The 11,954-nt window shown below is 46.8% G+C and carries 14 protein-coding genes; 1 reads left to right on the forward strand and 13 read right to left on the reverse strand.

Annotation, left to right across the window (positions count from 1 at the left end):
* Positions 1–135 precede the first annotated feature (135 nt).
* The 12 genes from BWI97_RS08775 to BWI97_RS08835 form a co-directional block, all read right to left on the reverse strand.
* The gene (locus BWI97_RS08775) at positions 136–3,435 is read right to left on the reverse strand and encodes an SGNH/GDSL hydrolase family protein (protein ID WP_102200740.1); all 3,300 of its coding nucleotides are present in this window, start codon (positions 3,433–3,435) and stop codon (positions 136–138) included.
* A 10-nt stretch (positions 3,436–3,445) separates the two neighbouring features.
* On the reverse strand, positions 3,446–4,033 hold the full coding sequence (locus BWI97_RS08780; RefSeq protein ID WP_102200741.1) for a hypothetical protein: 588 nt from the start codon (positions 4,031–4,033) through the stop codon (positions 3,446–3,448).
* Between the two features lie 157 nt (positions 4,034–4,190).
* A complete protein-coding gene (locus BWI97_RS08785; protein ID WP_102200742.1) occupies positions 4,191–4,826 on the reverse strand; it encodes a hypothetical protein in 636 nt (211 codons plus the stop codon).
* Positions 4,827–5,145: 319 nt separating this feature from the next.
* Positions 5,146–5,616: a hypothetical protein gene (locus BWI97_RS27640; RefSeq protein ID WP_158242724.1), complete on the reverse strand. Its 471-nt coding sequence runs from the start codon at positions 5,614–5,616 to the stop codon at positions 5,146–5,148.
* 3 nt (positions 5,617–5,619) lie between these two features.
* Entirely contained in the window at positions 5,620–6,396 is a 777-nt protein-coding gene (locus tag BWI97_RS08800) for a phosphoadenosine phosphosulfate reductase family protein (RefSeq protein ID WP_255402800.1), read from the reverse strand.
* A 233-nt stretch (positions 6,397–6,629) separates the two neighbouring features.
* The gene (locus tag BWI97_RS08805) at positions 6,630–6,902 is read right to left on the reverse strand and encodes a hypothetical protein (protein WP_102200746.1); all 273 of its coding nucleotides are present in this window, start codon (positions 6,900–6,902) and stop codon (positions 6,630–6,632) included.
* Complete coding sequence (locus BWI97_RS08810) at positions 6,903–7,238, reverse strand: hypothetical protein (RefSeq protein WP_102200747.1); 336 nt, start codon at positions 7,236–7,238, stop codon at positions 6,903–6,905.
* Positions 7,239–7,373: 135 nt separating this feature from the next.
* A complete protein-coding gene (locus tag BWI97_RS08815) occupies positions 7,374–7,595 on the reverse strand; it encodes a hypothetical protein (protein WP_102200748.1) in 222 nt (73 codons plus the stop codon).
* A 594-nt stretch (positions 7,596–8,189) separates the two neighbouring features.
* Positions 8,190–9,680, reverse strand: coding sequence for a DUF3987 domain-containing protein (locus BWI97_RS08820; RefSeq protein ID WP_102200749.1), 1,491 nt, complete (start codon positions 9,678–9,680; stop codon positions 8,190–8,192).
* 2 nt (positions 9,681–9,682) lie between these two features.
* Positions 9,683–10,195, reverse strand: a complete 513-nt coding sequence (locus BWI97_RS08825; RefSeq protein ID WP_102200750.1) for a hypothetical protein — start codon at positions 10,193–10,195, stop codon at positions 9,683–9,685.
* Complete coding sequence (locus BWI97_RS08830; RefSeq protein WP_102200751.1) at positions 10,182–10,667, reverse strand: hypothetical protein; 486 nt, start codon at positions 10,665–10,667, stop codon at positions 10,182–10,184. Before BWI97_RS08830 ends, BWI97_RS08825 begins: the two co-directional genes overlap by 14 nt.
* Before the next feature lie 222 nt (positions 10,668–10,889).
* Positions 10,890–11,117: a hypothetical protein gene (locus tag BWI97_RS08835; RefSeq protein ID WP_102200752.1), complete on the reverse strand. Its 228-nt coding sequence runs from the start codon at positions 11,115–11,117 to the stop codon at positions 10,890–10,892.
* 114 nt (positions 11,118–11,231) lie between these two features.
* Here BWI97_RS08835 and BWI97_RS08840 point away from each other — a divergent pair, with 114 nt between their 5' ends.
* Positions 11,232–11,588 (forward strand): hypothetical protein, encoded by a 357-nt coding sequence (locus BWI97_RS08840; RefSeq protein WP_102200753.1) that lies wholly within the window; start codon positions 11,232–11,234, stop codon positions 11,586–11,588.
* On the opposite strand, the gene BWI97_RS28280 is transcribed toward BWI97_RS08840, so the two are convergent.
* On the reverse strand, positions 11,559–11,954 hold a 396-nt coding region (locus BWI97_RS28280; protein ID WP_233207786.1), incomplete at its 5' end, for a hypothetical protein. The two genes, BWI97_RS08840 and BWI97_RS28280, sit on opposite strands and share 30 nt — an antisense overlap.

Raw genomic sequence — 11,954 nt, forward strand, 5'->3', positions numbered from 1 at the left:
TTGGAATTTAAAAGGGTTTCTACCATCGGTCTGAAAATCAAAAGATGGTACAACATTACCCAGCTGGCTCTGGCGGGCATAGGACACAAAAAAAGCCCAGCTGGTGATTCAGCTGGGCTTTTTTACTATTGAATTCTAAGGTCTGAGAGCCTGAACAATTCCCATGAACTGCAAACCCATTTGAGCAAAACCATCTTTATTGATATGTACCGTGTCGCTGGTATAGGCTTCCGTTTGCTGGGCGGTAAGGGTAAGGGTTTCCGTGCCGGTATATTCTTCGAATGGCTTACTGTAGCTTTTTCCGTAGCCGTAAACCCGGTCCACTGTAGAATGATAATCCGCGATGTACAGGTTTTCCCCCTCGCGGTTCGCATAATCGGCAATGAGTGCATTATGTAGGCTTTTGAACACCCGCTTTCTACGCTCCGTCGTTCCGACACCATCACAGCCCTGGCGGCCCGAAGAAACCGGGATACCTATCACGATTTTCACGCCGGGCAGGGCGGCCTTAATCGAAGCAATCAGCGAATCATAGCGGGTTTTAAAGCTCGCATACAATCCCGCAAACGTGCTCATGGTTGCCCCTGCAAAGTCGTTAGTGCCTAGTAAAAGGTGAATGATGTGAACGGCCGGAATATTCCAAGCCTGCCGGTATTTCGCATAGCTTACCCCAAAATTCAGGGTCGATTCCGCGATTTCCAGCCAGGCAGAGCCATCCCAGTAGAAAAACTTAGCCTGAGCATTGTCGTACATTACATCGTTCGCCCTGGGAGCTAACGGATAGCCAGTTGACGTATTGAATTGTCCTTTGACGTTAAACCAATTGTAATCATAGCCTTGTCCTACCGAATCGGGTAATCCCTGGTTGGCTTTAATCCAGAACTCTGTATTACCCATGTAGAGATAGGAACCTTCCAGGGGATGAACGAAGGGACTATACCAAACCTTCGAAAGCGTCACGTACTGCACCAGTGTCCAGCCGCCCCGACCCTCGCAACGTACGGAAGGGTTCGAGTTAGCTGAATCCCTGATCCCTACGAAGGTGACGCCTTGCGGAATCATCGCCATCAGTTGCTCGATAAACGTACCACGGCGGGTGTAGCTATCGCCCACGATCTGGACCACCACCGGGTTCGTATTTATTAGTTCTACAGCTCGGATTTGGGAAACGATATTAAAAGCTACGTCAAATTTTGCATTTAAAAACGAGCCGGAAATATTGTACGTTCCGTCAGCGGTGGGTTTACACTTCAGTGAACGACCCGTTTGAACGGCTCCCGATATACCCGAAACTGATAGATCTACGTGACCCTTCCAGAGGTCGTAGTTCAAAAGGGTGTTTTCAGTGTACAGGTTGAATTCCTTACCGACCGGCCAATAATATTTCGGTGCAATGGAAAAATCACCCCCCTGCACGGGGCTATCGAGTACCTGATTTTCCTTGATGTACTTGGCAATATCCGCGTACAGGGATTCACTTAGAGCGGTTGCCCGCAATGGCTTATCTGCCATCACCAGATCATACACAGTCGTGTACACCTCCCAGGGAGCCGCCGCGTTTCCTAAGACCAGCATGAAGCTGTCTAAATCCACGGTATAGATTGTAATTTTCACGAAAGCTACTCCAGCGGGCGGCGTAAACTGTTGCCCCGCGTCTTTCACCCCCCCTACCCACTGTTGTGACGCGTTAAAATAGGTCACATACCGGAAGCCATTATTTGACCCCTTGCCGGTGTAGGTTTTACCGACTTCAACCTTGATAAACGCAGATAGAGCATAGCCAGCATTCCCGCCCCTGAACCCGGTTTCGTTCTGGTACATCCCAGCTTCAACCGTGGCCTTGTTGAACTTCTGCTTCCCTACACTTTCCAGGATGAAATTCGTCTGAAAGGGCGTTACCGCGTTATCTGCAATTCGATCCGTCGTGATGGCCTTCAGAGCAATCTTTGCCGTCGATACCGCCAGATCAGCGAGTTTCGCGGTGATGATCGCAGCATCGGATACACTGACCCGGATGCCATTAAATTCATAGTAAAAGCTTTCCCAGGGAGCCGAAGCGTTTCCTTCCGAAACCATAAAGGTTGCCCAGGCGGCTTTCGAAACGCTGAACCTTGCCCACTCCGCACCCGCAGGCGGCGTAATCGCCTGATCCGTCCGTGTATTGGTTTCCCCTGAAATATAATTCCGGTTCAGATCGTAGTAAGCAATCTGGTGTTTAAAACTCGGATAGTGAGTAATAGCAGAAACCGGGATAAAATGCGTTGAATTGTAACTGGTATTAGGGTTCGTTGCTCCTTTCGTGTCCGGGCCTACGTAGGTATCGGGCTTGTTGTCGGGATGATTGATATTGAACTTTTGCTTGCCCGTTTTCAGAAAACTAGCCATTTCAGGAAGTACCGCCGCTTTCGCAATTCGATCAGCTACTACTGAACCAATACCTAACTTTTCAGCAACTACAGCGAAATCGGCCAACTTACTGGAAATAATCGCATTTTCGGCGATCATGCGAGTGATCAGAAACAGGTCCGAAAAATCGACCCCGTTAAGTATGTAGAATCCCTGATACTGCTCAGGAAGTACAGTACCTACGACTACCATCCAAGTATCTACCTGAGATTTCAGAATCGACATCCGCATATATGCAGCACCGGCTGGGATGGGAAACGTTTTGCTACTACCGCCTGAGTTGACCCCTGAGATATAGGAATCTTCGTTCGGTCCCGAATAGAATGCTGTCTGCGTGATAGAAGGTACGGCGATATTCCCGCCCGCTGGTACCGGCATAAAATGCGAGGCGATGTACGTGGAATTATTGGCCAGTTTTCCAGTATTCCAGAGTACATACTTATCGGGCTGATTGTTCGGATCAATCTTATTAAAGATATTCCTACCTACCCCGACGAACGTAGTTTTTTCCGGGGTAATGGTGCGTTCCCCAGCTACTGAACCGCCCTGAGCGAGTACTTCATAGTTAGCCAGGGTAAGCGAAGATCCTGAAATTCCATCAGCCAGGCGGCGGTACGTACTACCGGAAAAAGTCACCACATCATCGGCGGCGTAGAACGTGTTGGGTTGCCAGGCTCCCCGAAACTTTACCCCTTTATCCCCCTTATCTCCCTTCAGATTTATAGGAAGATCAAACGTGCCATCTGGGTTTTGAAAAGAAACAGAAGATCCCACCCAAACGTGTTCGGGTATATCTCCTTTCGTTCCTTTCAATTCAATCCAGGGACCGGCCACGCCATCGGCCCGTAAAAATCGAATCCTGGTTCCATCCCACTCATGTTCTGGGGTAAAATCGTTTTCCGTCACCCACTGAACCAGGGCGGAAAGAATGCCACGGATGCTTTCCGCCGTGTTGGATCGGGGCGGTGCCGGCGGCGATGAAAGTACTTCACCTTCAATTTTTTGAAGGATTTCCTGGGGGTTAATCATGGCTAAAAAATTAGGTATTGAATTCGTGTGAAAAGCTGAAATCGAACTCGGTAGTGGCGAATAGATCCACTGACTCGATGGAATCCACGTACAGGGATGGCATGATGGCATTTGTAGATAAAGCCAGCGTCCGGCCATTGCGGCCGTTCTTCGCTCCCAGGCCGCCCTTCACGCTCAGTTGAAGGGGTTGCTGATCCGTACCCACCAGGCGAATGAATCCGTTCCGATCGCGGATCAGGGCCACCCACCGTTTTTGCCGGTTGCGATGGATCCACGCCGTTACGTCTGGGCGATCTTTGGGGATGGCCAGCTGAATGGAACACTGGTATACTTCGCCATTGGCATCTTCCACCAGATCTTCCGAATAGGAAGCATATTCCGGGATCACGTCGATATCGACAAAATCCGTAGCGTCGTTCAGGAAGATCGATCGGGAATCGATGTAGAGATCCGGAAGGTCGAATTCCGAATTCGGATCTGGAAGGGCAACCGTTAAGAGCTCCGCCGGTATCAATCTGAGGCGATTGATACCGGCGGCATTGGCTTCACCTTCGGCCGTAGTCAGGCCCGTGTATACTGGCAGTGTCTTGATAAACATAGCCTAAAGGTGAACCTTCCTATATAAAGAAAGTAGGACTCAAAAACGGGCCGAAATTGGCCGGAACCCAGAAAAAAAAGGCTTCCGAATGCCCTTCATACGGACATTCGGAAGCCTTCAAATTGGTTGGACAATTATGTTGAAATCTGGACAGGTTTTACGCGAAATTGGACACCTTTTCGCGATAATTGGACACGTTATTTTTGTCGACTACTGAAAGTTTATCGTGAATCGGTAAACGTTTCGTTTTCGTGCGATCGACTAATTTCCGTACCGCGTCCGATGAATAACTGTTTAACTTCAGATTGTGAGTCTTGGTAAACCATTCGGCCGCTCCGTTCAGGCTGGGGAAAATAGACATCCGGCCGTTTACAAAAGCGATGGCGTAAAACTCGTATACTACCTCCAGCATCTGACCCAGTACCATCAGGCGATCGTCTGTAATCAGGGCGGGATTAATTTTGAATTTGAGTACTAGGTTTAGGTAATCCGGATCCAGTAAATAGATGGGCTCCAGATCTTCTTCCTCCCTGTCATCCTCGATAAGCGGATAGGAACAAAACACCGCACAGATGATTTGTCCTAGGCGATGATTCCGACGGATTTCAATCGGCTCTTTTCCGAGCACTTGCGACGATTGAAAGAATTCTTTAACGTGTGCTTTAACAGGTACAGGGAGTAGCATGGGGCAGTGTGGAAAAAGTTTGTTAACTTTACGTATGCCTTGCTGGGTTTGGAAGATCCGGTGAATTTTAGCCCCGATGTTGCGAGCATCAGGGCTTTTTCTATTCATGGCTTTTACGATTGCGAGTCGTTTGTGGATTCAAACCTACTTCCCGGATCCGCCGATTCATTGGACGTACGGTAATCTTCGAACGGAAGCCGATATATGGCAGATATTGCTGGAGCTTTCCGACTTGCGACCTTCACATAAAAAGCCCACCCAATTTTTTTGCCTGAAAAGAGCATCGATCTGGTATATATTTCTGTAACCTTTACCCGGCCGTGGGTGGGGTTTTGCTTCATGTACGAGTTACATTCCTTCACAACGGCTTCATGAAAATCTTCGAAGGTGCCATTAAACAAATGGTAGTTATCCCGGATCCATTCTTTCATGTGAAGCTCGGTACGGTTCCGGTGGGGGTACTTATACCAACGATATTTAAATTTCGGTGTCTGCTGAGATTCCATTTGCGGCGAAGCTTTTGGGGTGGTGGTAAGTGTGTTTGATTGGCTGAAAGCGTGAACTCCGTGGGTTCCAAGAATTGCGGCCCCCATACGGTATACGTTTTCCAGATCAGAGGAACATTCTGAAGATCCAGAAACCACCCCCCTACCCTGATATAGGGCACATCGCGGAACATCTGAACTTCAACTTCGTAGACGACAAACCGATTTGAGTTTTTGGGTTTGCGAACCAAAGGCTTTTTTACGGGTTCGTAAACCATTTCTTTTTGAAGTGGGCTGTTAGCCTGGATAAAACGATCGGAAAGTTCTTGATAGTTGATATTGATCGTTTTTTTATACTCTTCCAGCATGGAAAGTAAATTACTTCTGCGTGTTAAAAATTCCTGAGTAGTCATATTTTAATCAATGTTACAGTGACAGGGAAATTCAGGTTCAAAATCAAATAGTGAAGGGGCTTGTGGTGCTTCAGCCCGCTTGGCCAATTCGGCATAGGAAACCTCCTTTCGAAACGTACTTCCGGTTCGGTTTTCCTGATCAGTCCACCATTTCGCCGAATCAGGATTTTCGCGGATCAGCTGAGTAATTTTTTTCCGGCCCTTCATAAAGCATAGATCACAATTACCTTGGTGGGATTCCAGCTGAAGGTCGAAACCTTGCTTTCTCCAGAAGCGGAAAACGTCGTCTTTCATTATGCCATCTTCGTACAAAGGCAGGATATTAAACCACGGTTCTGGCTGGGTATTCTGAAGCATTTTCCCCCATCGTAAAGGTTCGTCATAACGAATACCCATTGCGTTATCCCAGTTTTTAAAACCCAGTGACTGAATGTATTTTTTGATGGGCTTTACCTTCAGATCACCCGTACAGAACCGGGCTACGACGTTGGGCAAATACTTCCTTTTTTCGATAAGCCGATTAAAAGGTTCACCGTTTCGTGATGCCGTTTCGTAACTGACGATCCGGAATTTGGCTATCGGGTCATATTCCAGCCAGATCAAATTCAGATCCCAACGCACATCACATTCATGTACAAAATCCAAGGTTTCAGGGCGTTCCTTTCCGGTGTTGGCAAAGACAATGATTCGGTTTTCATAGCGGCCACTTTCGAGCATTCGCTTTGTCATCATTGCAGAGCTACGGCCGCCGGAAAAGGATATTACCGTTAGTCTTTCCACGGGCTATCTTTTTTAGGTTTCACTTCCTTGAAATCAACTAACAGGGCGGTTAGTGACAGAAGAGCCACGACGCCCCCGATCATGCCTAGAATCATTCGTTTGGTGGTTTGTAGAGTGAAAGCGTACTATCGTTTTTCCCGTACTTCTGAAGCCGTTGGTTTTCCGGCCGATCGTAATTCAAATGGCAGTACTGGCACATGGCCTTTAGATTGCCGAATCGGTTGTTTCCGATATCACGATCCAAGTGGGCCACCGTAAGGATGATCCGGATCAAACCGGCCACCGGCCTGTTTAAGTGCCTTCCAGTAGTTGATTCCTGATCGATGCAGGGCGGTGAAATGAGCCACTTCTTCATCGCTGGCGTATCGGTAGCTGGCCCCCTGGCGGATGATCAGCCTGGCGTTTTCTACGCCACACGTTTCGCAACAATTGGCCGCCCTGGTGAATCGGATTAATCGGGATATCAACTTCCATTTTGGGTGATACTTCGAATAATCAATGGGCATCTATACATTCGGTTTCAGCGTCTCATCCTCCTGTACCACCAGTACTTCACCTTCCAGCAAGCTTTCAGCGTACGCTACCGATTGTTCCAGCGTTTCAATATCCTTGCAACGGGCCAACTTCAGAGCCAGCTTTTCCATGATATCGCCGGCTAGGATGATAGGCTTCAGATCTTCTTCAGAAAGGCCCGCAAAAGCCCGATCTTTTGCCGCCTGTACTTGTTTGCCGATGGCCGCTTTGAAGTTGGACTGGGCCAGCATTCGGTACGCTACCAGGGTAAGCATCCAACGCACCAGGGCTTTATCCTTTGCCCCTGCTTCAGTTAGTTCTTTAGTCATTATTTTTTGAATGAAAGGGTAAGAGAAGTTGATGAATAAGGGCGGCAATTGCCTGGGCAATGAGTATGGGCCCCCATACGAGAATTACGAGTGCAATTTTTACCAAACGGATCATACGGGTGTGGGTGATTTGGGTTATTGAAAGAGTTGCATCAGCGTGTTTACGTGGGGGGTAATCAGCTTCGTGGCCACCTTCTTTTTGCCAAAATGGCTAAGAATCAAAAAGGTGATTTCCAGACTGTTGATCTCCGAGGCGATCCCCTGCTTTACCAGGGCTTTTACTTTGTCGTGATTCCCGGAATAATTCAAGGCTCCTAAAACCTTTAGAATCCTGTTGATTGCTTGTTTTTCGTTCATTTTCAGTGTGCTGGTTGCGGTTGACAAGAAAAACCCCGTTTAAATACAATTTACACTTGTAAGTAACTGATAATCAGTTTTTAAGGGGGTGCAACCAACCGCAACCATTTTTAAGTTTTTGAGTTTGTAACTTATTGATAATCAGATTTTCGGAGTGGCAAAAACGCAACCTGTTTGGTTGCACTTGGTTGCGGTTTTTGTCAACCTACCGCAACCAAACAGGTTGCGTTTTTGGTGTTTGCTAAGACTCATTATCAGGCACTTGCAAAATTGAAAACGGTATTTTGGTTGCGGTTGGTTGCACCCCCTTTTTTGCTGATAGTCAGAGAGTTATAAACCTAAATTGCATTTAAACAAGGTTTTTATTGTCAACCGCAACCACGCTTTTAATTTTTAGTATTTTCTGGGGTTAAATACGCCCAGGACTTAACTTTTGAATCTAGTATTAGTCCTACTTCATTCGTCCAGAATCGGCCATCAAATTGAGCGATTTTGAAGCCGCTGGATCCATCACTAGGGGTACCTGTAAACACTAGGCACCAGCGGCGGTAAGAAGGCTTTTCCTTCTGGGATTTAGGAAAGGTGAGCATCGTACTAAATGGTGTTGCGAGCGTTGAAAGCAGACGGGTACAGATCCAGATACTTGTTAAGCTTTTTAGATACCGCCTGACGGGAGATTTTCAGAATTTCGGCCATCCGGGTTTGATTGCAATCGCAGTGTTTAAATAGCCCAGCAAACTCCAGTACTTCAGCGGGAACAATCTTCCGGGATTTAGCCATTTCATAGGCTTGCCAGCCCGTTTTAAAGAAGTAATCGGCCAGTTTGATAGCTCGCTGAACATGATCAGCATTTACAGGCGTTTCATGGGTAATTTTCTGGCGTTTACAAGCCGCATCCATTGCCGCCAGCATGGCCGCAAACCGAAGACAGTATTCTTTGTTTTTCCCGTAAATACCTGCCTTGATTTCTTTCTCTTCCGGATCGTCTAACTGATTGATAATTTTGGCATTTCTGGTTTGCCATTCCTGCATGGTCTTAATCGCGGATCTATTGAGGGATAGAGGGATCGGATCCGATTCAGCCGAACGCATGGGTGATTCTTTGTAAAGCCACTCCAGCATTCCGGTGTAGGGATTCATTAGATCATCCGAAATCTTAAATTCCAGATCCGGATCCGTTACCTTCACTTCATCGGCCATCGCAAAAAGGAAGCGAAACGAGAACCCAGAATAAGCCTTGTCTTCGTCGAAAAAACGGTATAGTAGTTTTGGTTGGGTACCGCCCACGATGCTGGCCACCATGTGCTTTTTATTGATCACCAAATACTTTCCGCCTGATCGGGCCATCGTGAAGTTCGTAGGCGTGGCCCAAGCCGAAGTCCAGAAGCTGATTTCAGAACCGCCTGATTTATAGCGTTTCATATCATCAAACCACTTTACCATTTCATCTTCGAACTTGCAGATACCTTTGAAGTTATGCTTCATAACGTCATTGATCATCGATTCGAAAGTGATATCATTGATGAAGATGGTTTTCCGTGGGGGTGCCTCATACGGCTGGTACTTCTTCTTTTTGTTTCGGTACCCTTTGGCGTCCAGTGGCTCATCATCATCTTCATCATCTTCTTCCTCCGGATCGTCTCTTTTAGGATCGTCTCTTTTACGAAGGGCTTGTTCGTATTCATCATCGAAAATCGCCTGAATACGATCAAGAGGTTTGCGAAGGATCCCCTGTACCATTGACTTACCGGAAGAAGAGATTCCGACCGATACAGACCACTGAGTCAGTGGGGTTTGCCACGTTCCGGAACGAGCTACAATAGCGGATCCGATAGCCGCCGAAACCATCGATAGAACGGACTGGCCAATGAAGGCCCGTTCCCCTTCCAGCTTGTGATGGATCACACTAAGAAGTTCGGTGATTTCACTCGGGAACACATCCAACGGGAACACATCCCCTTTGAGGCGTTTGTTTATTTCGCCTTCCAGATCCTGATCCGTTAGCGTGGCCGCAGAATTTACCCGCTCCTGGCTTTTGGCAAAAGGGTTAGAAAAAAAGCTTCTTTTGCTATCGTACGTTTTCATAATCAGACCTTTCCACGTAGATTAAAATCTTCTTTTAGTACGCGGAAAAGCTCCTGTACTTCTGAATCAGTTAGCTCGATTTCGCCAACCTGAAGGATGAGTTTTTTGGTTTTGGGACGGAAAACGAAGTTTCCGTTTGTACTGATAATCAGATCCGGACTAACCCAGTAGATCCAATCCCCTGTATACGCTCGGGCCGTTACCTGATTGTATAAGGTGTTGTGCTGGTGGTGCTCCGTTTTGTGGCCGTTGAATTCCCCCAGTTCGGCGATTTCATTCCGCTGATCATGCTGGATCTTCGGGCCGTAGGAATGCGTATGCAGGGAACGGGGTTGTTCGATGGCCACCTGGGAAGCTTCCACGGCGTTGATCGCTGTTTCTGCTAGTCGATCAATTAACGCCTTGAGTTCGGGCGGTGCTGATAAGTAGACTTCAGACGTGGCCAGGTCGTGCGTAGCTTGCCCAAAATCATCCCGGATTACTTCCAGTTTGGGCTGTTGTTTAGCGGCTCCCATAGTTAATTTCCCATTTTAGGCGGATGAATGGAATCAGTGCCTTCGCTTCCTGAGAAGGCTCCATTTGTGCGTAGATCTTCTGAATTTCCGTATTGATGGCCTTCAGGATCGGAAGCCATAAATCGAACTCTGTACGGTTGGAAAAGATGATCGTATTCAAGTGGCTGGTAACGATCTTTTGGGCTTTCTTTAAATTGCTGAATGAAAGCGTATGAAGCTTACAGGGACGGTTCAGCAGGTGTAATTCCCTGATCGTATCCAGATCCAGGCCGTTCTGAGTTTCCAGTACTGGAATGATCTGATCAGCCGTTACTTCCAGATCGTGATTAAGGATCGATACGATGTAGCGAGTTACCCAGGAACCGTTCTCGTATACCAGCGTAGCCCCCTTTACTATGGCCTGTAGCTGGCCTTTTTTGGCACGAATAAGGACACTATCGCCAGCGATGGCGACCAATGAAGGAAGGCTCATATTTGAGTAGTTTTTAAAGGTGGTTACAGACGGCCATCTTTCCGGTATAAATCATCCTGAGTGGGCCGAAAAACGTAGGATAAAATCAGTAGTAAGGAGACAAACGAAACGAAGACAAGGCTCATCTTTTCCGGCGGCGATGGTGGTAAGGTTTGGGTTTCTTATTGTTGAAAAGTGCCGAAATGAATAGGGCAACGCCCGCAAGTAATAAAATCATGGTTTTTAAGTAGTTAGTACTTCGTTATTGAATTTCAGGGCCGCTTCGATCTCCTTTTCCAGGAAAGTAACTTCTTCAGGCTCCACACTGTCACGGCGGCCATTTACAGTGCTATCGGCCGTGTTCTTGCTGATTCTGAACTTCTTCATGTATCTGGAGATGATCTTCGACTTCTGTTTTTTCTTTAATCCCTGACCACGCCACAAGGCTACTAGGGTTTCCAGTTTTTTCATTGAACGCTAATTTTGAAAAGACAATAGATAACGCATATAGCTATACGCTTTAAAGTTGACCCGGTTTTATTGGGCTGTATTCGTGTTATATTTGGGTTGAAAAATCAACTAACGATGCAACCCCCCATCAGAAGCGAACTCGCTAGACAGCTATTCAAGTTTATCATTGATTTTGATAACTTAAAGCATTATACCCCAGGCCATGTTAAGGATCTACAGGCCCAAGCCCGTGAGGTTATAGAGTACTTAACATTGCTTCATTTCGAACCAGCAGAAAAGCAAGCTGTACTACTGTGCGTCAAGCGACTTATTCTAACAATCTCAGAAGCAGATCAGGCTTTTAAAAAATTAAGTGATCCTGCCAATGTAGCTGAACGCTCAAAAATGGATACTCAAGTGTGGCCATTTGTTGTTGGAGGTGCCATATCTGCTTTAGAAGAACTAATCCGCTTCATCAACGGTGATAACTGATAGGCCCTGCGTTCGTACTGTGACTAATCGAGTGGGTGTTTCGAAAGTAGGCATTCCTGCTAACCAATTGACAACCTGATTTTTACGAATTACATCGGTTAGTTCAGCTACGCTATCGAATCCCTGTCGACAAATAACTTTAGACTGGCAAAAATTGGTCTCAAAGGTTACATCGAAACATTTATCGGCACAATTCACCATCACATCGATATACCAAAAGGGTTCTGAATGATCTACCGAGTTATTGAGGAATTTTCTGATTCGGGCGGATACTCGTCGTTTCATGTTGAGCGTAGAGAACCCGAGTTCAAATAGAGCTTTGGATACCTCTTTACCATCTATGGGGAAAACCTGTGTATCCAAAAA

The organism is Siphonobacter sp. BAB-5405 (genome assembly GCF_002872335.1).
GTDB lineage: Bacteria > Bacteroidota > Bacteroidia > Cytophagales > Spirosomataceae > Siphonobacter.

What these genes read in the sequence shown, in the direction of transcription:
- BWI97_RS08810 (WP_102200747.1), bottom strand. Translation starts at nt 7,238, where the DNA reads ATGACTAAAGAACTAACTGAAGCAGGGGCAAAGGATAAAGCCCTGGTG.
- BWI97_RS08830 (WP_102200751.1), bottom strand. Translation starts at nt 10,667, where the DNA reads ATGAGCCTTCCTTCATTGGTCGCCATCGCTGGCGATAGTGTCCTTATT.
- BWI97_RS08775 (WP_102200740.1), bottom strand. Translation starts at nt 3,435, where the DNA reads ATGATTAACCCCCAGGAAATCCTTCAAAAAATTGAAGGTGAAGTACTT.
- BWI97_RS27640 (WP_158242724.1), bottom strand. Translation starts at nt 5,616, where the DNA reads ATGACTACTCAGGAATTTTTAACACGCAGAAGTAATTTACTTTCCATG.
- BWI97_RS08820 (WP_102200749.1), bottom strand. Translation starts at nt 9,680, where the DNA reads ATGAAAACGTACGATAGCAAAAGAAGCTTTTTTTCTAACCCTTTTGCC.
- BWI97_RS08805 (WP_102200746.1), bottom strand. Translation starts at nt 6,902, where the DNA reads ATGCCCATTGATTATTCGAAGTATCACCCAAAATGGAAGTTGATATCC.
- BWI97_RS08780 (WP_102200741.1), bottom strand. Translation starts at nt 4,033, where the DNA reads ATGTTTATCAAGACACTGCCAGTATACACGGGCCTGACTACGGCCGAA.
- BWI97_RS08825 (WP_102200750.1), bottom strand. Translation starts at nt 10,195, where the DNA reads ATGGGAGCCGCTAAACAACAGCCCAAACTGGAAGTAATCCGGGATGAT.
- BWI97_RS08840 (WP_102200753.1), top strand. Translation starts at nt 11,232, where the DNA reads ATGCAACCCCCCATCAGAAGCGAACTCGCTAGACAGCTATTCAAGTTT.
- BWI97_RS08785 (WP_102200742.1), bottom strand. Translation starts at nt 4,826, where the DNA reads ATGAATAGAAAAAGCCCTGATGCTCGCAACATCGGGGCTAAAATTCAC.
- BWI97_RS08815 (WP_102200748.1), bottom strand. Translation starts at nt 7,595, where the DNA reads ATGAACGAAAAACAAGCAATCAACAGGATTCTAAAGGTTTTAGGAGCC.
- BWI97_RS08835 (WP_102200752.1), bottom strand. Translation starts at nt 11,117, where the DNA reads ATGAAAAAACTGGAAACCCTAGTAGCCTTGTGGCGTGGTCAGGGATTA.